The following is a 20,280-nucleotide window of genomic DNA, read 5'->3' as shown; positions in this document are numbered from 1 at the left end:
TCCTATGCACGGGGCCCATGGGTGCGATCGGCACCCGGCTTTCCCTGCGCCCTCTGATTTCGGAGCGGCGAAACGAAATGCAAGACTCGGACGATTCATGTCGCGAGAATGCGGATGTTTGACCCACAAGGCGCACCACACACTCACTGTCGTCCCGGCGAAGGCCGGGACCCATAACCCCAAATGCCAATTGTTGCGCGACGCTGGAACGACGAATCCCTTTCACAACAGGAGCCGCGGCGTATGGGTCCCCGCTTTCGCCGGGACGACGCGTGGGAAGAGCTGTGCACGCACTCACACCTGTCATCGCGTGTTTGACGTCTTGAAGCGAGAACAATCCCCATTTGAATCGAGAACCATCCCCATCGTCGTCCTGGCGCGCCAGGACGACGGCCGTGATGTGGCGGGTTCGCGTGATCTATCGGCCGACAGTGACGGCGAAGCGCGCCGTCTCGGCTCAAGCCGCGGTCGGCTCGCTCGACAGCGCGGCGAACACCGTTTCCGGCGAATGCGCGATCACCGCGAGCAGCGCGCGGGCAGGTCCCCGCGGGGCGCGCTTGCCCTGCTCCCAGTTGCGGATGGTCTCGACGGGAACGCCGAGTTTGGCGGCGAATTCGAGCTGGGTCAGCTGGGCGCGGCGGCGCAGATCGCGCACCGCGGGTCGCGCGGCCGCAGGGTGCATCGCCGCCTCGGCCGGGTGTGCCGGCACGAGCGGGATTTCCTGCCCGTCGCGCAATTCGACGATCCGTCCGTCCGCCTTGAGCCGCAACCGCTGCATGATGGCCCCCGTGATGGCCTCCTTGGAGATAGGAGCATCATCCGCCAACCCCGTTAAGGCGCGATTAACGATAAACGGCCCCGCCGACGATCCGCTATTTCAGCCCGAACCACAGCGTGGCGATGCCGAGGAACGAGAAGAAGCCGACCACGTCGGTGACGGTCGTGACGAAGGTGCCGGAGGCAACCGCCGGATCGGCGCGCACCCGTTCCAGCACCATCGGAATCAGGATGCCGCCGAGCGCGCCGGCGACGAGATTGCAGATGATCGCAAGCCCGATCACGATGCCAAGGCCCGGGATCTTGAACCAGGCCACCGCGGCAATGCCGGTGATGACGGCGAAGGCGATGCCGTTGACCAGCCCGACCATGGTCTCGCGCAGCACCACCCGCATCGCGTTGAACGCGCCGAGCTCGCGGGTGGCGAGCGCGCGCACCGCGACCGTCATGGTCTGGGTCGCGGCATTGCCGCCCTGGCTCGCCACGATCGGCGCCAGCACCGCGAGCGCCACCATCTTCTCGAGCTGGCCCTCGAACAGGCCGAGCACCGACGAAGCCAGGAACGCGGTGGCGAGATTGACCAACAGCCAATTGAAGCGGCCGCGGGCGATGGTCCAGACCGTGTCCGACAGCTCTTCGGGATGGGTGACGCCGCCGAGTGCCTTCAAGTCCTCGTCGGCCTCCTCCTCGATCACGTCGACGACGTCGTCGATGGTGATCACGCCGACCAGCCGGTCGATGGTGTCGATCACGGGGGCCGCGACCAGATTGTACTTGCCGAACATCCGCGCGACCTCTTCCTGGTCCTCCAGCGCGGAGACCCGGCGGCGGTCCTCGTCGATCAGGTCCTTGATTGGAACCGGGCGGCGCGCGCGCAGCAGCACGTCCAGCGAAACTGCGCCCAGCCAGTGCCTTTCGGCGTCGACCACATAGATCTCGTAGAATCGATCCGGCAGATCGGGCGTGTCGCGCATGTAATCGATCACCTGCCCGACGTTCCAATCCAGCGGTACCGCAATGAACGCGGTCTGCATCCGCCGGCCGGCGGAATTCTCCGGGTACAGCAGGCTGCGCTCGATATCCTCGCGCTCGGCCGCCGGCAGCTTTTCGAGGATCTCCTCCTGGTCCTCCTCGTCGAGGCTTTCCAGCAGCTCGACGGCGTCGTCGGATTCGAGCTCGCGGACGCCCTCGGCCACGGTCTCCGGCTCGAGTTCCTCGAGGATCTCCTCGCGGACCGTCTCATCGACCTCATTGAGCGCCGAGAAGTCGAAATCGGTGCCGGTGATCTCGACCAGGGTGACGCGGTCGTCCGGCTCCAGCGCCGCGATCAGGTCGCCGAGATCGGCCTCGTGCAGTTCCGCCACCACCTCGCACAGCAGCGGCCGGTCGGCGGCATGGATGGCCCGGGTGATGCCAGCGACGAATTCGGGGCGGAGCTGGCCCTCCTCGTCCCGCATCGGCATCCGGGCCAGCAGGTCGGCCTCGGCAGGTTCGGCAACGTCGATTTTCTCGGCCATGCCGTGTTTCGCCGGTTTGACAGGAGGGGAAAAACTGGTTGGATGAGTGCGGAACGGATTACCTAATCGGTGGGGCCCTGTGCAATGAGAAAGAAGTCGAGCGCACCGCGACCGATCCTGAACGTTGTCGCGGCGCTGATCGCGCTCGCACCTTGCGCGCTGACCGGCGCGGCGAAGGCCGCCGAGTGCCCACGCAAGGATGCGCTCGGCACCTCACGTGTGCTCGAGGTCGATCCTGCGACCTATCCGCGCGTCGGGCTGAAGAGCTTTCCGCAGACCCTGCCGCTCCGGGATGGCGAGGTCGTGCTGACCTTCGACGACGGACCGACGCCCGGTGTCACCGACAAGGTGTTGACGGCGCTGGCAACCGAATGCGTGCAGGCCACCTTCTTCATGGTCGGCCGCAACGCGGCCGATCATCCCGATATGGTCCGCAAGATCGCGCGCCTCGGCCACACCATCGGCTATCACAGCTGGGACCATCCGCACCTCAACAAGATGCCGCTGGATCAGGCCGAGGCGAACATCAACCGGGGGATCGAAGCGGTCGGGAAGGCCCTGCACGGCACCGTGAGCACGGTCCCGAGCACGCCGTTCTTCCGGTTCCCTTATTTCGAGTCGACGCCCGCCCTGCTCGAGCGTCTGGAAAAGCGCGGTATCGCGGTGTTCGGAGCCGATTTCTGGGCCAGCGATTGGAACAAGATGACCCCCGATGAGGAACTCAAGCTGCTCACTGGGCGGCTCGAAGGCCATCGCAAGGGAATTATCCTGCTGCATGACCCGCAAATGCGCACAGCCGAGATGCTTCCCGCCTTTCTAAGGTACCTGCAGGAGCATAATTATCACGTCGTCCACATCGTCCCGGCGGCGATGAAGACCGTGTCTGACCGGACACATTGAACCCGGCACCCGAGGTGGATTACAGACCGTTAAGGCGGCATTCATGCGGTCGCCCCTAAGGATTCGTCAGTGCGTTTGGAATGCGGCCGAGATTCGATGATTGCAAACGTCCTGGTGATGATCCGGAAGCGGTCGCGGACCGTGATCGGCGCGGCACTGCTGGGCTGTTGCTTCATGGCGCCGCAGGCCGCCCTTGCCGCGGATTGCCAGGGTAACCCCAATGCGCTCGGCACCTCGCGGACCATCGTCGTCGATCCCAGGGAGCATCCGCGGATCGGCACCATGCAGTATCCGGAGACGCTGCCGCTCGCCGACCACGAGGTGGTGCTGACCTTCGACGACGGGCCGCTGCCGAAATACAGCAACCAGGTGCTGGCCATCCTCGCCAGCCAGTGCGTCAAGGCGACCTTCTTCACCATCGGCTCCCAGGCCCGGTTCAATCCGGAGGGCGTGCGCAAGCTGATCGCCGCCGGGCATACCGTGGGCACGCACAGCCAGAACCATCCGCTCACGATGAACAAGATGCCGCTCGAGAAGGTGCGGCAGGAAGTCGACGACGGCATCGCCTCGACGCTCGCCGCGCTCAATGGCGACAAGAGCAAGCTCGCGCCGTTCTTCCGGATTCCCGGCCTGATGCGTGCCGAGATCCCCGAGGCCTATCTGGCGTCACAGGGCATCCAGGTCTGGAGCGCCGACTTCCCGGCCGACGACTGGCGCCACATCTCGCCACAGCGGGTCTACGACCTCGCGATCCAGCGGATCGAGGCCAAGCACAAGGGCATCCTGCTGCTGCACGACATCCAGCCGCGCACCGCGGCGGCGCTGCCGCGCATCCTCAACACGCTCAGGGAGCGCGGCTACCGCGTCGTCCACGTCGTGCCGGCGACCACCGACCGTCCGGCAACACCGACCCAGCCGCAGCAATGGTTCATGCATCCGCCGACCGAGACGGTGGCGACCACGCGCTGGCCGAGAATTCCGAACTTCGTGTTCACCGCGACGCGGACGCTGCCTGCGCCTGTCTTTGCCGACCTGGATTGGCGTGATGCGGACGTTCTCGACCATGCGCAGCGCGCCCGCATCGGCCTGCCGGTCCGCACGGCATGGCCGCAGCCGCAGGTCGCGCAGCTCGCACCGGCCTCGACATTGCCGATACCGGCGGCCGACGTCTTTCGCGTTCCTGAAGCGCTAGACCTGACCCTGCTCGCGGCGAATCGCCACCTCGCACAGCGCGCGGCTGGTCCAATCGCCGGCGCACCACGCGCGCAGGCGATCTCGGCGCGCCAGGCCCGGCATCCGAAGCAGGCCGCGCATCAGATCCCCGCGGCGGCGCATGGCAGAGGCCACGGCGCGCCCCTGCATGTCGCGCCGCCGGCTGCGAGCAACGCGGCAGTCCACGTCGCCAAGCGCACCCCGCGCGCTGAAGCCTCGGCGGCCGGGAAGCGCGTGCCAGACTAGCGCGCGCTCTAGCTGGCCACGATCTTGGCGACGCAAAGCAGGATCACCAGCGCCAGGAAGAAGATGTCGATATAGGATTTGATCTCGCCGGCATGCCTGAGCTCGGTGACATCGGCGACGATCTGCTTACGCGAGGCTGCGGCATTCGGCCCCTCGCCGGCCGCTGCGGCCAGCCGCCGCGTTTCGCCTTCGAGGCGCTCGATGCGCTGGAAGAAATAGAACGAGCGCAGGCCGGACAGTGCATGCATCACCGCATAGACCAGGACCAGGATCGCGACCGTCGCGCGCTGCTCGTATTTCTCCAGCAGGTTCAGCGTGAAATAGACCAGCCCCAGGAACACGAAGTTGGAGACGGCACGGTAGACGTAGCTAGCAAAGATCATCGGGAGCTCCGGGTGGGGCAAGCTTAGGCCGCGCGATCGAAAGATGCTGCCTGCAGTCGGCAGCGCCATACCAGCAAGGCCATCCATCCGCTACTCTACCCGACCGGTGTTACAGGACCGCATCGACCGCACATCCACGTCACACACCGGCTCGAGCCGGTACGGCCGGCGCATCGTTATATTCCGCCGCACCAGTCGCCCCATTGACGCGGCGCGCCCGGCTTGCGATGTAATCCGCCCCGGACATCCCAGGGTGGTCAATGCAAGTCGTTCGCTCCGTTCGCCTCTGGATGAAGGAGGGCAGATCCGACAAGCTCTATGAAGTCGATCTTGTCGATCTGGAACGCGCCGACAACGACGCACGCTATCTGGTCAATTTCAGATATGGCCGTCGCGGCACCTCGCTAAGGGATGGAACCAAGACCCCATCGCCGGTCACCCACGCGAATGCCGAAAAGCTGTTCGATAGTGTCGTGGTGTCCAAGATCAACGACGGCTATCGCCGCATCGACGGCGATGCACCGCCGCTGACCGTTTCTGATGCCGGAGTCGATACCAACGGACGCGACACCGAATTGCTCAGGAAGCTCGCGGTCTGCGCGCGCAGCGCGTGGCCAGAGAATGAGCGCGACCGCCTGTTCTGGCGCCTCGGTGTGATCCGGCTCACAGCCGCCTATCCCCAACTCGCCGCCTTCGCCGAGAAGACCGGCGCGACGGATGCGAGTTACAGCCTCGTCTATGCGCTGGCGCGCTGCGGCGGCGCCGACGCCGCCGATCTGCTCCGCCGCTGCGCCGACATCAATGTCAGCCTGGTGACGCGGGACTACGCGGCCTATGCCCTCGCAAGTGAACTGATGGGCGCGCGGCGATCGGCGCCGCGGCTCTCGCTGCCGCGAACCACGGATGCCGCGGCGACCCGCGACATCGAGACGGCGCTGGCGAACGGCAATGGCGCGGGCCTGATCCAGGCCCTGCTGGCGGCGAACTCAGCCCAGCCGGAATTCGCCAACCAGTTCCTCATCGCGCTCGCCCACCATGCGCTTGCAGACGGCGCCGCGCGCAAGACGCTGCTCGCGGCCGTGCACGCGATGAGCCCGCGCCCGCCCTACGTGCAGGTGCTGCGGCGGCTGTTCAAGTATGCCGATCTCACCGACGACGGCCTGCTGTTCGCGGCATCCGCGCGGCAGTTCGAGCTGGCGACGCCGATGTATTATCGCGGCCGGGTCTACAACGACCGCGTCTGGCTGCCCGGTTCGCGCCAGGCGCTGAAGCTCAGCGAGGAGCTGCAGAGCGCGGCTCCGCGCGTCGCGCTGTCCGACCAGACCCTGCTCTACTTCAAGCGGCGCGCCTGGCGCATGCTGCGCAAGCGCGCCGAGCTCGGACAGGACGCCTTCACGGCGATGGCGAGCGAGCTGCTCCTCGCCTTCACCGACGCCGACGGCATCAAGCCCTCGACGTGGACCGAGCATATCCGGATCGAACGCAGCTATCGTCCTGTCCCCCATGCCGCCGACGCGCTCAGCCGGGTTTGGAGCGTCAGCCATCTGCTGCATGCCGCGGCCCCGACCAGCCACTTCAATGCCAGGGCTCTCACGCATCGCCATGTCGGCCCGCGTGCGCCGGCACAGCGCGAGGAAGCCTTCCCCACGCTATGGGATGCCCAGCCCGAGCGGCTGCTGCGGATCGCGACACTGGCGCGCAATCATGCGGCGGCGCGCTTCGCGGCCGAGGCGCTGCGGCAGGGCCCGCCGCGGCCGGAGGCGATGGACGTCGCCGCGATCGGCGGCCTGCTCGCCTCTCCCTATCCCGAGGTCACCACGCTCGCGGCCACGATCGCACGGCGCCTGATCGATGCCGGCAAGGCCGATGCGGCATTGATCGCCGCGCTGCTCGAGGCGACCGCACCCGAGATGCGCGATTTGGCCATCCGCGCCATTGACGACCGCGCCGACTGGCCGTGGGCCGACCCCGCCCTTGCGCGCGCCGCGCTGACGAGCCCGCACGACCACGTGCAAGCCCGCACGCGCGGCTGGCTGCGCGACCGTGCGCCCTCACGGGAGCAACGCGCCCGCGCGACGGAAGCGTTCGCGGCCTGGCTCGCACAGTTGCCGTCACAGCTTGACGAGCTGCAGCGCGCCGGCCTCACGTCAGCTCTCGCGCTGCTGCCGCAGCTCTGGCCGGATCGCGACTGCCCGCTGCAGCCGGAGGTGATCGAGAGCCTGACCGGCCACGCCAGCCCCGACGTCCAGGCGGCCAGCATCCAGCTCATCGCGGTGACCCCGACGCGGCCCGGCGACCTGCCGGAAGCGTTCTGGCAGGCAATCCTGCAGGCTGATGCGCCGGAAATCCGCATGGCTTCGATGAGCCTCTTGGCGCGGCTCGACGACGCCGCGCTCGCGCAACATCGCGATGGTATCGTGCTGGCCGCCACCGGCGACCATGCCGGGCTGCGCGCGGCTGCGCGGCCGCTCGTCGCGCGCCTTGCGGCGAGCGACGAGGCGTTCGCCATCCGGCTGCGCGACATGCTGATGGCCGGCTTCTTCCGCGCCGAACCTATCGAGGGCCATGCGGCCAACATGGTCACGCTGTTCGTCGAAGCGTTGCCGCAGTCTGCGGTCGCTATCGACGACGGCACGCTGTGGCGCCTGCTGCAGGCACGCGCGGCCGGCGCCCGCATGCTCGGCGCCAAGCTGCTGGAGAGCCGCGCACCGGCGCGCTTCTCGGTCCGCCAGCTCGCCCGGCTCGGCAACCATCCGTTCGCCGCCGTGCGCCGCTTCGCACTTGATGCGTTCACGGCCGACGAGCCCCGCTTCCGCGCCGACCCGCAGAATGCGGTGCTGCTGGTCGAGAGCGAGTGGGACGACGTCCGAACGACCGCGGTGAACCGCCTCACGGCATGGCCCAGCGATGCGCTGCCGGCGGCGGCGCTGGCGGTCATGGCGGACTCGACCGTGCCGGCGGTGCAGGACGGCGCTCGCCTGCTGCTGCGGCGCAGCCTCGCCGACGGCGATATCGCCGAGGTGCTGGGGCGGGTGCTGGAGCATCCCTCCGGCAGCTTCCATCTCTTCGTCACCGAGCTGATCACCGGCGAGTCGCTGGCGGATGCGGCGATCTTCGCCAAGTTCCTCACCCAGGCCCGCATCATCCTGATGCAGATCAACCGCGGGCGTATCGCCAAGGACCGCATCTTCACGGCGCTGCGCAACGAGGCGCTGGCGCACCGGGACCGCGCGGCGGCGATCGCGCAGCTGCTGCACGACTTCACGCTCAGCGTGACCCTGCGTGACAAGGCGCCTGCGCTGATCATCCTGCGTGACATCGCGCATGCCTGGCCGGATCTGCCGCTGCCCGTCACCGTGGCCCGCGCCGGCCGCACGCCGCCGGGCGGCGGCTCGCAAACCAGCGGAACCGCCGCATGAATTTCGCATATCGATTTCTCGGCAGCACCAGCGCCTCGTCCGACGCCGCCTCGTCGTCGTTCGCCTTCGCGCCGGACACGCTGCGCCAGCCGACCTTCTTCACCGGCAAGGTCGCGCGCCATCTCGCCTTCCGCGAGGCGATCTCCGCGCTGCATCATGTCGTGGTGTCGGACCTGCGCTTTAAGCCGCGCGATCGCACCGCCTATTTCGAGTGGCTGAAGCAGAACGAGGCCAATTTCCTCGCCGAGGCGACGGCGCAGTCCGCAGCGCTCAAGCCGCGCATCGCGGACTTGCAGGACCGCATCCGCGGCTTCGACCGCGAGCGCGATCGGCTGATGAAGCCGTTCTGGGCGGCGCGGCAATCCTATTTCAACTACCTCTACAAGCAGAACCGCGATGCCTGGATCGTGCTCGATCCGGTGATCACGGTGCACCCGGACGAGATCTTCTTCGAGTGCTTCAGCCTCGACGAATCGAGCTACGGGCGGCTGTCGTGCGACCACGACGTGTTCGAGAGCCTGGGCGAGATGGCGTTCGGCACCACCAATATCGACTACAGCCACGCCCTCTACGACGAATTCCAGAAGATCCGCTCCTATCGCGACACCACCCTCACCATCGATCCCTCCGGGTTCGAGGTGCAGACCGGCGACGATCTCGACTTCCGCGAGGAGAAGATCGACCTGCCGGACAGCTGGGTGCGCGGCTTCCTGCAGGTGTCGAGTGCCATGACCCTCCCGGCGCATGTGTTCGACCTGCATCCCGTGGACATGGCCAACATCCTCACCCGCCTCGCGCAGAAGAAGGAAAAGGCCGGCCCGCGCTCGCTGCGGTTCGTGCTGAAGCCGGACGCGCCGGTGGAGGTGGTGATCGAGCCGTGGCACGAACGGCTGACCTTCCGCCGCTCGATCTATCGCGGCACGGCTCCCGCCGAGATCCGCATCTGGGGCCGGCGGCGGCTTGCGATCCTCGGGCGGGCGCTGCCGCTGGCGCGATCGGTGCGGGTGCATCTGACCGGGACCGGCCTGCCGTCGTTCTTCGTCGTCGATTTCGGAGGTCTGCGCTTCACGCTCGGCCTGTCCGGCTGGACCGCGAACGACTGGTCATCCGCCGGGCAATTCGACCTGCTCGCGCCGCGCCACAAGGTCGACAACGACAGCGCCCAGCGCGTTTTCGCTGCACTCGGCAAGTCGCACGCGGCGACCGCCGCTGAACTCTCGCAACAGACCGGCGTCGACCAGGCGCTCGTGCATGCGGCGCTTACGGCCTACACCCAGGCCGGACGCGTCATGTTCGATCTCGACAAGTCGCTCTACCGCCTCCGCGAGCTGACGCGCGAGCCGCTATCATCCGCCCAGCTGCGCTTCGCGAGCGCGCAGGAGGAGAAGGCCGATCGCCTGATCGGCGCCAACCTCGTGACGATCGGCAACATTGATCGCAACCAGGGCGTTCGCGCGATCAGCGGCAGCGTGCTCGACAACGCCCGCACCGAGCAGGTGAACCTCGTCATCGACGATGACGACCGTCTCGTCGAGGCGCGGTGCAGCTGTCATTTCTACGGCCACAACAAGATGATGCGCGGCCCCTGCGAGCACATGCTGGCACTGCGCCGGATTTTCCATTCGCAAGTCGAGGGCGTCGCCCAGGACGGACCCGCCATCGCATGAGTGACATGAAACCCTTGATCCGCAGAGCCGGCTTGTGCCGGCGACGGCAATTCGCGTATCACTGCATTCGGAAGGGCGCAGGCCGGTCAGGACCTTGCAACCCGGGCGGCGTATCGCCGTCCTTGCACCATGACCACGCATGCGTCACTGGCCCGATCTTCACTGGGCCGGGGCAGTCCACCCCTACGCAATCGCAGAATGGGTTCCTTGAACCCAATTGCGTAGGGGTGGACGCCCCGGCGTCGAGTGGATCGATCCAGTTCTTAGAAGAGACGAAGGCAATCCGGCCTGCGCCCTTTCCGAACCCCCTGCATAAGGCCGCTGCCGCACTCCTGACCGGAGGGCTGGCCGCGTGAACGAGACCGTTGCTCCCGGCACGCTGACGCGCCAGGAACTCTACGACCGCATCCGCCAGTCGTCGAAGGACGAGGTCATTCTCGAGGAGATGATCCGCCTCGGTTTCTGGCCCGACGGCGAAGACGCGCCGGCGCCGGCCGCGGACGCGATCCGCGGCCGCGCAGAGGCGATGCGCGAGCTCACCGAACTGCAGCGCCAGAACGCCACGCTCGCCGATCCCGAGCGCGCGCTGAAGGAAATGCACAAGCGCCGCAAGGCCGAGGCGATGGCGCGGCGGCAGGAGACCAAGCGCCGCAACGCGGAGGCGCGACAGAGCCGGGCATTCGCCTGGTACGACCGGCGCAAGCGCGACGTGCTCTATCTCGGCGAGGACGTCTCGCCGGGCCTTCATACCCACACGACCACGACGCCCTTGCGCGACGGCCTGCCCCCGCTCGCCGATGCCAAGGCGCTGGCCGACGCGATGGGCGTGCCGCTCGGCGAGCTGCGCTTCCTCACCTTCAACAGGAAGGTGGCATCGGTCAATCACTATCAGCGCTTCACGATCCCCAAGAAGAGCGGCGGCGAGCGGTTGATCTCGGCGCCGATGCCGCGCCTCAAGCGCGCACAGTATTGGGTGCTGGACAACATCCTCGCGCGGGCGCCGCTGCATGATGCCGCACACGGTTTTGCTCCTCAGCGCTCCATCCTGACCAATGCGCGCAACCATGTCGGCCGCGACGTGGTGATCAATCTCGACCTCAAGGATTTCTTCCCGACCCTGACCTACGCCCGCGTCAAGGGTCTGTTCGAGGCATTGGCCTATGCCGAAGCGGTTGCGATCCCGCTCGCGCTGTTGTGCACCGAGCCGATGGTCGACGAAGTGGCACTCGACGGTGAGCGCCACTTCGTCGCCGACGGCCCGCGGCTACTGCCGCAGGGCGCGCCGACGAGCCCCGCGATCACCAACCTGATTTGCCGCAGGCTCGACCGACGCCTTGTCGGCCTCGCGCGCACGCTTGGTTTCGTCTACAGCCGCTACGCCGACGACCTGACCTTCTCCGGCTCGGGCGAAGCGGTGAGAAAGATCGGCACCTTGCTCAAGGCCGTGCACGGCATCGTCGCCGCCGAAGGGTTCACGGTCCATCCTGACAAGACGCGCGTCATGCGCCGCTCGTCGCGCCAGGAGGTCACGGGCCTCACCGTCAACGAGGCCGTGGCCGTGCCGCGCGACCTGCTGCGCCGCTACCGCGCCGTGCTGCAGCAGATCGAGCGCCATGGACCGGCGGGCAAGCACTTCGGCCCCGGCAAGGACGTGATCCGGTCGCTGCTCGGCTTCGGCCATTTCGCGGTCATGGTCGATCCGGAAAGCGGCGTGCCGCTGCTGCGGCGAGCGCTGCGCCTCGCCGCGCAGTACGCACCCGCCCCGTCCGCGCGGCGCCCGACCCGCGCTGCATTCCGTAAGGCTGCGGCCGCCGGCCAGACGCCGCCCGGCCGGCAATGGACTCCCGCGGAGCGGCCACCGCCAGCGCCGGACCCGGTGTTGGTTGCACTGGCGCGACAGGACGCAAAGAAGCGGGCTGCGCAAGCGCGCGCCGCGGCACCAAGCCCGTCGCGCCCGCCCAATGTTCCGCAACCACCGCCGGGAGCAGCCGGCCCACAAGTGCCTCCTGCGGCGAGACCTGCGACGACGCCAGGCAAGAAAAGGCAGCCGTGGTTCGTCACGGCGCTGGTGATCCTGCTGGCCCTCGGCCTGCTGCCGCTGCCCGGCGGCCCCGCGATGGCCGGCGCATTGCTGTTTCTTTACTTCAGCCGATGGTGGAAACGGTGAGCCACCGGAGCTCTCGCGTGAGAGCCAGCTAACGCACTAGCTCTGAGGTTTGGTCAGGAACGAGTCCTGTGTCCAGCCAGCGCCACCCATCGCTACAGCGATCGAACCGCCACCGGCTCGACCAGAGCTACTTGCCAGATACTGGTTCAGAAGCGCAAAGCTGCTGCCAGCTTGAGATGCGGCGGTCGTGCCTTGATCTCCCCACCCAGAAGTTCCCTGCGGCGCGGCGGTTGCCAACGAGCTCGGCTGCGCAAAATCCTGGTTTGCCCAGCTTCCAGTGCTTGCGCCGGTCGTGCTCGCCGACCAGCCGGACGATGATGTCGGCGCCAGTCCCATGGCGGCTAGCATCGCTCCCATGGGGCCGGGGTCGGTCGTTGCAGCGGTCGGCAATGGGTCGACTGCCGCGGCCACCGGCGAAGTGGTGTCCGGGATGACCGTTGGCGCGACAATGGCCGTTGTGGAGCTGGTCGCGGCCGGGGTGGTCGCAACTGGGGTCGTCGTCGTGGTCGGCTGGGTGGGCGGTGTGGTCGGGTCCGTCGAGGCAGTGACGTTGGCACCGGTGACGGTGTTACCGCTGCCGGCGGCTTGATAGAGCTGGACCTCGGCGACCTGCATCTGCATCGACGAGGGCGTCGAACTATCGAGCGCGGTATGCCATCCGGCCGCGTTTGAATTCGCGACCTGATTGCTCATGATCAGCTGCATCGGCTCGTTCGGAATCTGGACCTGCGCGCTGGTCGCCGTCGCAATCTGCTTGCCGTCGAGATACCAGGTCATCGATTGGCCCGGCACCCAATTGATGCCGTAGGTATGGAAGCCGGCCGTGAGGTCGACGCCGGTGTCGACCGTGCCGCCGACCGTCCCTGAGGGCGTGTGAAGATGCCAGGTGAAGGCCTGGTTAGCCGGCCCATTGCCGGTATATCCCCCCTCCTGGATATCGATCTCGAAATTGTCGCCAGAGTTCGAGCCTGCGCCGGGCATCAGCCAAAGCGACGGCCAAGAACCGTCGCCGCTCGGCGCCTTCATGCTGATCTGTAGGTAGCCGCCATCGAATTCGAAATTGCCATAGCTGCTGACGGCACCGGACGTGACCGGAAATGTTTGTGCGCTGCCCTGATTGATGCCGCTGACCGGCTGCGTGATCGCCGTGAGATCGAGGATGCCGTTGTTCACGGTCACCTGGCTCGGCATCTCGTAATCGGCGTCGTATGCGCCGCCCGGCCCGCTGCCGCCTGATCCATTGCTATTCCACGCCCAGCCGTTGGCGGCGCTGCTGGTGATGTAGTTGTGCCAATAATTGTCCAGCGTCGTCCCGGAGAAGCTCTCCTGGAAGACGAGATTGCTCGACGTGAAACCTGCTGGCGCGGCCAAGGCCATTCCATGTTCCTTCCGATGATTGAACGAAGAATTCCACTGCCGCGAATCGCGCGACATACCGCATGCCCGACGCACGCGTGGCGCGGGCACATTCCAACGCAGTGGAGATTTCGAGATACGCTCCCTCGACTGCTCGTCGATTGGCTAAAGATCAAGTATGGCGAAAAATGGCTTCAAAATGATCTTCACATGGGCGGTTGCGCAGCGGCTCGCCTTAATCATTCGAGACTTTTCGTACGTGGGCTTCTGATCGGTTGAGAATTAATTCGCGACGGCGCTCGCGACGATGCCTTTGAAGGGGTGGCCGCGCATGCGCGCTCCGGCCTGATCAGGGGGCCGCGTGCGCAAGCTCAGTCGCGACGCCGCCGCCGATCCGACCGCGGCTCCCGGCAGTGCCGCTACGCTGATCACGCAAATGAAAACCCAAGTCCGAGCGTTCGCCGGCAAAGTCGTGCGCGGGCGAGTCCGGCCGATAAACAAGAAGGCATGGGCGGCCACAAGTTTAAGAAGTACGCGGTCCTGGCCGGCGTCAACGAGCCAAAGAAGAGTTGCCAGAAGTGCGCAAGGCTAGTGCCGAAGTGGCTGCCTACGCAGACTGCACCAAGAGCCGGATGATAGCGACGTTCGGCCGGACCGACCCGAAAATGCCCGCCCATTACATCGCGCAGGCGAATCGAGTGAGGCTTGGCATCAGTGGAATGGAGAAAATCGTCACGTTCGATCGGGGCCAGTCACTGGACGACCGGCTGGCGGTGCCGCAAGCGTACAGTGCGCCGGAACGGAGTGGTCCCATTCCCGGGTCATCCCCGGAAAAAAGCCAAATCATTTCAATGGGAAATGTGAGTTGATGGTGCGCTCGGAGGGACTCGAACCCCCACGGTGTTACCCACTGCCACCTCAAGGCAGCGCGTCTACCAATTCCGCCACGAGCGCTAAGGATGTCGGATGGAACCCTAAGGCGCCGCCGCATCGACGGGGCCATGTAACAAATCACGGATGCAGGGACAAGGCGATTAATGCGCGAATTAACTGCGAACCCCGGGAGATTTCGGCAGCATCTGCTTGACCTCGACCGCAATCCGGTTGCGGTCGACCAGGACGACGCCGCTGGCCACCGGCAGGTTGTTGGCGAGGATCTTGACCTCGTCGGCCTCGGTGGCATCCAGTTCGATGATGGCGCCGCGGGAGAGCCGCATGACCTGGTGAATCGGCATGGTGGTGGTACCGAGAACCACCATGAGATCGACGCTGACTTTATCGAGCGTGGGCACTTCTGAACCGCCGAACGGGAACTAAATTGTGGGATCACCTGACCACGTTAGGGTTAGCCAATGGTTAACAATCGCCAAAGCCTCGATTTGACGACCTTTGCGCGTCCTTCGGGCGGCGGAGCGGTCGAATGGCGGATTGCGGACAGCCCGGTGCCCTACCCCGATTCTCTCGCCGCCATGGACGCCCGGGTGGCGGCGATCGCCGACGGCTCGGCGCCCGAACTGGTGTGGTTGCTCGAGCATCCGCCGCTCTACACCTCCGGCACCAGCGGCAAGGCCGACGACCTGCTCGCCCCCCGCTTTCCGACCTTCCAGAGCGGCCGCGGCGGCCAAGTCACCTATCACGGCCCCGGCCAGCGGGTGGCCTATGTGATGCTCGACCTCAAGCGGCGCCGGCCGGATGTGCGCGCCTATGTCGCCTCGCTGGAGGAATGGATCATCCGCACCCTGGCCGCCTTCAACGTCCGCGGCGAGCGCCGCGAGGATCGCGTCGGGGTCTGGGTGAAACGCCCGGACAAGGGGCCGGCCCATGAGGACAAGATCGCCGCGATCGGCGTGCGGCTGCGCCGCTGGGTCTCGTTCCACGGCATTGCGATCAATGTCGAACCCAACCTCTCCCACTTCCAGGCGATCGTGCCCTGCGGCGTAATCGATCCGCGCTACGGCGTGACCTCGCTGGTCGATCTCGGACTGCCGGTCACGATGGCCGATGTCGACATCGCGCTCCGGCAGGCCTTTTCCGAGGTGTTCGGCGACACCGCAGCGCGCCTGCCGGAAGCAACCGGTTAGAACTCACGCCGCCTTCTGCGGCGCGACCTCGAGCTTGCCGGCGATGTAGCGGCGCTCCTGGGTCAGGCCGCCGAAGCCGTAGGCATCGCCCTTCACCTCGTCGACATGAGCGTAGCTCTCGGTGTGGAGCGGCCCGAGCAATTCGCCCATCCGCTTGAACAGCGCGGCGAGATAGGCCGCCTTCTCGTCCTTGGTGTTGGTGCCTTCGCTGACATGGACGTCGAGCCAGTAGCTCGCGAGCCCCTGCTCGGCGAGCGACTTGCCGCCGGCGAACCAGTCGGCGGCGTCTGCGGACTTCACGATGATAGCGGTGACCTTGGGGTCCTTGTGCAGAATCCCTGCGGTGAGTTCCGACACCGCGGCGGCGATCTCGGACTTCAGCGACGGCGACTGGCGCGAGGTCGCGTAGGTGACGGTAATGAGCGGCATGATCGGTCTCCTTGAATTCGGTTGGCGCGGGTCAATCGCGCCTCCTCTAGCTAGACCTTCCAGCATCATCTTGGTATCTTATCCATATGGATAGCAATGATAACGATCGTTGATCATGACGCTCGACATCGACACCGTGCAGGCCTTCCTCCTCGTCGCCGAGCTGCAGGGCTTCACCCGCGCCGCCGAGGCGCTCGGCACCACGCAGGCGGCGATCAGCATGAAATTGCAGCGGCTCGAATCCGTGCTGGGCAAGCGGCTGGTCGAACGCTCGCCGCGCGCGGTGCGGCTGACCGCCGACGGCGCGGCCTTCCTGCACCACGCCCGCGCGCTGATTGAGGTGCATGATCGCGCGCTGTCGGGCGAAAAGCCGGCGCGGCAGCAGCTCACGCTCGGGATCAGCGATCACGCCGCCGGCCCCGAGCTGGTGCCGCTGCTGGAGCGGCTGCACGTAATGGCCTCGCAGCTTGCGCTCTCGGTGACCATCGGCTTCTCGCGCGAAATGCTTGATGCCTACGATGCCGGCGAGCTCGATGCTGTGATCGTGCGCCAGGAAGGCAGCCGGCGTGGCGGCGAGAAACTGACCGAGGATGAATTCGGCTGGTTCGCCGCCAAACGCTTCGTCTGGCCACGCGGCGATACGCTGCCGCTGGCAACGCTCGCGCCACCGTGCGGGGTGCGCGCCTTGGCCGTCCGCGCGCTCGACAAGGCCGGCATCGCGTGGAGTGAAAGCTTCGTTGGGGGCGGCGTCACTGCGGTCGTTGCCGCCGCGCTCGCTGGCCTTGCGGTCGCTCCCCTCGTCCGCCGCATCGCGCCACCTAGCCTGATCGACATCGGTCCCGCCCACAAACTGCCGCGGCTCGGCGCGTCAAAAGTGATGCTGCATTCGAAGGTCAGCGATCCCGCGAAGCTCGCGGCGCTCAGGACGCTGGCTGCGACGTTTCGGAGCGTGGCGTCTGCGGCCTAACGCGAACGAGGCACATGGGCTCACGAGGTACGCTCGTCGGCCTCCAGCTCTCGCACGACAAACCAGTAGGTCAGACCTGCGACGAATCCGGCCATGGCGAACAGACAGCCAAACCCCGATGTCCAGACTGCCGGAGATCGCAGCAGCACGCTGATGCTCAACGCGCCGATCACGGTGCCTGCGCAGCCGAAGAACACGGCCGATCCAATCAGAAGCCGATCGCCCAGCCAGATGACGATCGCGGCAGGAATCGCGGTCAGTAAACACGTGACGGCGAAAACCAGGAATGAGGGAAGGACAAGCGCGACGATGCCTCCCAGCAGCCTCGTCATATCACCGCCCGACGCGATCATCAGAAGGGTCTGGGCAACGCCGGACAGCACCGCAGTCGCGGCGCCACAGCTCGCCAACCAACCTCCGAATGCGCGTGAACAGGTGCTGGACATCGTGCCCTCCTCTATAGGATCGCCTCGAACGCGCTGCGCAGGGTTTCGTGCCGAAAGACAAAACCGTTGCTCAGCGCCTTGTTCGGCAGCACGCGCTGACCGCCAAGCAGCAGCTCCTCGGCGAAGTCGCCGCCGACGGCACGGAGCAGCGCGGCCGGCACGCGGAAGATCGCGGGCCGGTGCAAGCGGCGGCCCAGTTCCTCGGTGAATTTCGTGTTGGTCACCGGGATCGGTGCGGTCGCGTTGATCGGCCCCGAGAGCTCGGGCTTCGCGATCACATGCGCGATCAGGCGCACCAGATCGTCGCGCTCGATCCACGACATCCACTGCCTGCCCGAGCCGAGCGGCCCGCCGAGACCGAACTCGAACGGCGTCAGCATCCGCGTGATGAAGCCGCCATCGGTGCCGACCACGAGACCGATCCGCAAATACGCGACGCGCACGCCGTGCTCGGTGGCGGGCTTGGCCGCATTCTCCCAGGCCTCGCACAGTTCGTGACTGAAGCAGGAATGGGACTTCGCCGACTCCGTCAGCACCTGGTCCTGCCAGAGCCCGTACCAGCCGATCGCGGAGCCGCTCACGAGCACCGACGGCTTGCGCTCGAGGCGCGCGATCAGCTTGACGACCTCGGCCGTCATGTCGATCCGCGAGGCGATGATCCTGCGGCGCTTGGCCTCGGTCCACAGACCGTTGCCGATCGGCTCGCCCGCGAGATTGACGATGGCGTCGATCCTGGTCTCGGCGGGTAGCTGGTCGAGGCTGGTGATCAGCGTCACCGGCGGCGGCAACAGCTCCGCTTTCGCCGGATTGCGGATCAGCGCAATCACCTGGTGGCCTGATGCTGTGAGACTTGCGACCAGGCGGCTGCCGATGAAGCCCGTGGCGCCGGTGACCAGCACGGTCTGCCGCACCGGCAATTTCTCGACCAGCATCGCGGCGGGCCGGCTTACCATCCGTCCCAGACGTCTGGCGGCGGCAAAGTCGCGCGCGCCGAATAGCGCGGCGCCGAAGGCCGCGGCTGTTGCGAACAGATTCAAAGGGCCCGCATAAGCCGGCACGATAGCGGTCGGCAGCATCGCCCAGCCGATCAGGACCGGCACCAGCAGTACGAGGATGGCGCCGTAATTGATCGCCAGCAGCGTATGATTGATCCGTTCGCTCGGCGGCAGCTTGCGGCTCAGATCCTCCTCGACGAAATCCATCAGCGTGATGACGATTTCGACCACCAGCACGGCCAGGATGGCGATCGCAAGAATGCCGTGGACCTCCAGCCAACCGAGCACGAGGAACAACAGCGCATAGAGCACGTTCCGCACGCTGTGCAGCTGAAGCTCATGGCGCTGCGACGGTCGCCAGGCCAGCCGCTCGGTGAATTCGTGGTGATAGAAGGTGTCGAATGCGCCCATCGCGATCTGGATGGCGACCAGGGTCCACAGCAGCGGCGTCATGACGAGGCCTCCCTGAACACGGCAGACTGACGGATCAGCCGGCCCAAACGCGGGTGGATGATCTCCAGCGTGAAGCGGAAGTCGCCGCAGCCGAGATCGGAATGGGTCACGGTGAGGTCGCCGGGCGTGAGCCATTCGGGCAGCGGCAGGCGAAACGGGCCGAGCCGCAGCGCATAGCCGACGCTGCGAAACACCAGCGCCTCGTGCTCGACCGCGATCTTGAGCGCCATGCTGACGCCGAAGCCGACATATTCCTCAAGCCCGGTCGGCCCGGCAAAGCGCTTGGCGGAATGGATCACCTGCGGAAAGCCGTCGCGCCGCGCGCAGATGCGGGTCCAGACCTGGCCGCCGCTCGCGGCGTCCTCGGTGACCGTGACGATCATCGGCACGCGCGTCTCGCTGCCGGTCGGAAGCGGCCCGCCGATCAGCCGCGCGGCCTGTGCCAGCCACCAGCCGGCGCGGCTGCTCGTGGCCTCCTCGACCTCGCCGACATAGACGACGGTGTTGCCGTCCTCGAACCGCTTGGAGAAGCGCCGCCAGATCGCGACCGGCAGGCGGCCCCAATCCTCGTCGGACAGCAATGCGCGGAAGCGATGGTCATCGAGCAGTTTGGTATCGGAAGCCGGTGCTGTCTTTAAGGTGGATATCCTTGCCGACGCCATCGCACACTCCCGTTACGTCGTGGCCCCTATTTGGCTCTGCCCGTGGGCAGAAAACTCACGATCTTCTCGCCGAGCTTGATCAGGGCGACCAGGCGCGGCCGCGGCACGTTCAGCATCTGCGTGTACCAGCGGTCGACCAGCTCGGTGAATGTCAGCATCTCCTTCAGCCGCTTGCTGGCGAGCGGGCTGATGGCCGGATCGTCAGCCGCGTCGGAGACGCAGGCGCGCAGCGCCGCGAGCGCAGGATCGATCTCACGCTCCTTGCGTCCGGCCGCGATCTTGGCGGCGACCTCCCAGATGTCGGTCTCGGCCTCGAAGTGGTCGCGGCGGTCGCCGAGGATCGGCACCCGCCGGATCAATCCCCAGGACAGCAGCTCCTTGATCGAGTTGGAGACGTTGGAGCGCGCCATGCCGAGCGTGTCGGCGATGTCTTCCGCGGTCATCGGCGCTTCAGCGAGGTAGAGCAGCCCGTGGATCTGGCTGACCGAGCGGTTGACGCCCCACTCGTCGCCCATGTCGCCCCAATGCAGGATGAAGCGCTCGACGACGGCCGGTAGTTTTCTCTTGGCGGTTATTTCTGTCATGACAGAAATATCAGACTGT

17 protein-coding genes and 1 tRNA gene are annotated in these 20,280 nt (G+C 66.4%); 7 read left to right on the top strand and 11 right to left on the bottom strand.

The features are described 5' to 3' along the window. Positions 1-457: 457 nt before the first annotated feature. A complete protein-coding gene (locus QMZ05_RS08930) occupies positions 458-778 on the bottom strand; it encodes a helix-turn-helix domain-containing protein (RefSeq protein ID WP_074132479.1) in 321 nt (106 codons plus the stop codon). Between the two features lie 94 nt (positions 779-872). After that, complete coding sequence (gene mgtE / locus QMZ05_RS08925; RefSeq protein WP_353700450.1) at positions 873-2,294, bottom strand: magnesium transporter; 1,422 nt, start codon at positions 2,292-2,294, stop codon at positions 873-875. An 84-nt stretch (positions 2,295-2,378) separates the two neighbouring features. On the opposite strand from mgtE, the gene QMZ05_RS08920 reads away from it, so the two are divergent. Beyond that, positions 2,379-3,194, top strand: coding sequence for a polysaccharide deacetylase family protein (locus tag QMZ05_RS08920; RefSeq protein ID WP_353700449.1), 816 nt, complete (start codon positions 2,379-2,381; stop codon positions 3,192-3,194). A 96-nt stretch (positions 3,195-3,290) separates the two neighbouring features. Beyond that, on the top strand, positions 3,291-4,652 hold the full coding sequence (locus QMZ05_RS08915) for a polysaccharide deacetylase family protein (protein WP_353700448.1): 1,362 nt from the start codon (positions 3,291-3,293) through the stop codon (positions 4,650-4,652). 8 nt (positions 4,653-4,660) lie between these two features. Here the strand turns inward: QMZ05_RS08915 and QMZ05_RS08910 are convergent, their stop codons facing one another. Further along, positions 4,661-5,035 carry a hypothetical protein gene (locus QMZ05_RS08910; RefSeq protein WP_021080572.1) on the bottom strand — a complete coding sequence of 125 codons (375 nt, stop codon included), beginning with the start codon at positions 5,033-5,035 and terminating at the stop codon, positions 4,661-4,663. Positions 5,036-5,295: 260 nt separating this feature from the next. Here QMZ05_RS08910 and QMZ05_RS08905 point away from each other — a divergent pair, with 260 nt between their 5' ends. The 3 genes from QMZ05_RS08905 (at position 5,296) to QMZ05_RS08895 (ending at position 12,288) form a co-directional block, all read left to right on the top strand. Continuing rightward, a complete protein-coding gene (locus QMZ05_RS08905) occupies positions 5,296-8,454 on the top strand; it encodes a hypothetical protein (protein WP_353700447.1) in 3,159 nt (1,052 codons plus the stop codon). Beyond that, a complete protein-coding gene (locus QMZ05_RS08900) occupies positions 8,451-10,121 on the top strand; it encodes an SWIM zinc finger family protein (protein ID WP_353700446.1) in 1,671 nt (556 codons plus the stop codon). Before QMZ05_RS08905 ends, QMZ05_RS08900 begins: the two co-directional genes overlap by 4 nt. A 352-nt stretch (positions 10,122-10,473) precedes the next feature. Next, positions 10,474-12,288: a reverse transcriptase family protein gene (locus QMZ05_RS08895; protein WP_353700445.1), complete on the top strand. Its 1,815-nt coding sequence runs from the start codon at positions 10,474-10,476 to the stop codon at positions 12,286-12,288. Between the two features lie 36 nt (positions 12,289-12,324). On the opposite strand, the gene QMZ05_RS08890 is transcribed toward QMZ05_RS08895, so the two are convergent. From QMZ05_RS08890 to QMZ05_RS08880, 3 genes are all read right to left on the bottom strand, one after another. Further along, a complete protein-coding gene (locus tag QMZ05_RS08890; RefSeq protein WP_353700444.1) occupies positions 12,325-13,755 on the bottom strand; it encodes a glycoside hydrolase family 16 protein in 1,431 nt (476 codons plus the stop codon). A 758-nt stretch (positions 13,756-14,513) separates the two neighbouring features. Beyond that, positions 14,514-14,598, bottom strand: a tRNA-Leu gene (locus tag QMZ05_RS08885). Positions 14,599-14,690: 92 nt separating this feature from the next. Continuing rightward, on the bottom strand, positions 14,691-14,936 hold the full coding sequence (locus QMZ05_RS08880; RefSeq protein WP_021080574.1) for a FliM/FliN family flagellar motor switch protein: 246 nt from the start codon (positions 14,934-14,936) through the stop codon (positions 14,691-14,693). Positions 14,937-14,996: 60 nt separating this feature from the next. Here QMZ05_RS08880 and lipB point away from each other — a divergent pair, with 60 nt between their 5' ends. Next, the gene (gene lipB, locus QMZ05_RS08875; protein ID WP_353700443.1) at positions 14,997-15,725 is read left to right on the top strand and encodes a lipoyl(octanoyl) transferase LipB; all 729 of its coding nucleotides are present in this window, start codon (positions 14,997-14,999) and stop codon (positions 15,723-15,725) included. Positions 15,726-15,728: 3 nt separating this feature from the next. On the opposite strand, the gene QMZ05_RS08870 is transcribed toward lipB, so the two are convergent. Continuing rightward, complete coding sequence (locus tag QMZ05_RS08870) at positions 15,729-16,154, bottom strand: 4-oxalocrotonate tautomerase family protein (protein WP_353700442.1); 426 nt, start codon at positions 16,152-16,154, stop codon at positions 15,729-15,731. 109 nt (positions 16,155-16,263) lie between these two features. Between QMZ05_RS08870 and QMZ05_RS08865 the strand changes: the two genes are divergently transcribed. Then, on the top strand, positions 16,264-17,121 hold the full coding sequence (locus QMZ05_RS08865) for a LysR family transcriptional regulator (protein ID WP_353700441.1): 858 nt from the start codon (positions 16,264-16,266) through the stop codon (positions 17,119-17,121). Between the two features lie 20 nt (positions 17,122-17,141). Here QMZ05_RS08865 and QMZ05_RS08860 read toward each other — a convergent pair whose 3' ends face one another. The 4 genes from QMZ05_RS08860 to QMZ05_RS08845 are packed head-to-tail and all read right to left on the bottom strand — an operon-like array spanning position 17,142 to position 20,261. After that, positions 17,142-17,567: a hypothetical protein gene (locus tag QMZ05_RS08860; protein ID WP_353700440.1), complete on the bottom strand. Its 426-nt coding sequence runs from the start codon at positions 17,565-17,567 to the stop codon at positions 17,142-17,144. 11 nt (positions 17,568-17,578) lie between these two features. Further along, positions 17,579-19,015, bottom strand: coding sequence for a TIGR01777 family oxidoreductase (locus tag QMZ05_RS08855; protein WP_353700439.1), 1,437 nt, complete (start codon positions 19,013-19,015; stop codon positions 17,579-17,581). Continuing rightward, positions 19,012-19,677 (bottom strand): DUF4166 domain-containing protein, encoded by a 666-nt coding sequence (locus QMZ05_RS08850; RefSeq protein WP_353700438.1) that lies wholly within the window; start codon positions 19,675-19,677, stop codon positions 19,012-19,014. Before QMZ05_RS08850 ends, QMZ05_RS08855 begins: the two co-directional genes overlap by 4 nt. 26 nt (positions 19,678-19,703) lie before the next feature. After that, entirely contained in the window at positions 19,704-20,261 is a 558-nt protein-coding gene (locus tag QMZ05_RS08845; RefSeq protein WP_050421614.1) for a MarR family transcriptional regulator, read from the bottom strand. Between the last annotated feature and the right edge of the window lie 19 nt (positions 20,262-20,280).

Origin of the sequence: Bradyrhizobium sp. INPA03-11B (assembly GCF_040446015.1) — a bacterium.
Lineage (GTDB): Bacteria > Pseudomonadota > Alphaproteobacteria > Rhizobiales > Xanthobacteraceae > Bradyrhizobium > Bradyrhizobium macuxiense_A.
Note: the sequence above shows the minus strand (reverse complement) of the source record. Positions and strands in the feature narration are given on the sequence as shown.

What these genes read in the sequence shown, in the direction of transcription:
- QMZ05_RS08870 (WP_353700442.1), bottom strand. Translation starts at nt 16,154, where the DNA reads ATGCCGCTCATTACCGTCACCTACGCGACCTCGCGCCAGTCGCCGTCG.
- lipB (WP_353700443.1), top strand. Translation starts at nt 14,997, where the DNA reads ATGGTTAACAATCGCCAAAGCCTCGATTTGACGACCTTTGCGCGTCCT.
- QMZ05_RS08910 (WP_021080572.1), bottom strand. Translation starts at nt 5,035, where the DNA reads ATGATCTTTGCTAGCTACGTCTACCGTGCCGTCTCCAACTTCGTGTTC.
- QMZ05_RS08850 (WP_353700438.1), bottom strand. Translation starts at nt 19,677, where the DNA reads ATGGCGTCGGCAAGGATATCCACCTTAAAGACAGCACCGGCTTCCGAT.
- QMZ05_RS08900 (WP_353700446.1), top strand. Translation starts at nt 8,451, where the DNA reads ATGAATTTCGCATATCGATTTCTCGGCAGCACCAGCGCCTCGTCCGAC.
- mgtE (WP_353700450.1), bottom strand. Translation starts at nt 2,294, where the DNA reads ATGGCCGAGAAAATCGACGTTGCCGAACCTGCCGAGGCCGACCTGCTG.
- QMZ05_RS08905 (WP_353700447.1), top strand. Translation starts at nt 5,296, where the DNA reads ATGCAAGTCGTTCGCTCCGTTCGCCTCTGGATGAAGGAGGGCAGATCC.
- QMZ05_RS08860 (WP_353700440.1), bottom strand. Translation starts at nt 17,567, where the DNA reads ATGTCCAGCACCTGTTCACGCGCATTCGGAGGTTGGTTGGCGAGCTGT.
- QMZ05_RS08855 (WP_353700439.1), bottom strand. Translation starts at nt 19,015, where the DNA reads ATGACGCCGCTGCTGTGGACCCTGGTCGCCATCCAGATCGCGATGGGC.
- QMZ05_RS08845 (WP_050421614.1), bottom strand. Translation starts at nt 20,261, where the DNA reads ATGACAGAAATAACCGCCAAGAGAAAACTACCGGCCGTCGTCGAGCGC.
- QMZ05_RS08920 (WP_353700449.1), top strand. Translation starts at nt 2,379, where the DNA reads ATGAGAAAGAAGTCGAGCGCACCGCGACCGATCCTGAACGTTGTCGCG.
- QMZ05_RS08915 (WP_353700448.1), top strand. Translation starts at nt 3,291, where the DNA reads ATGATTGCAAACGTCCTGGTGATGATCCGGAAGCGGTCGCGGACCGTG.
- QMZ05_RS08930 (WP_074132479.1), bottom strand. Translation starts at nt 778, where the DNA reads ATGCAGCGGTTGCGGCTCAAGGCGGACGGACGGATCGTCGAATTGCGC.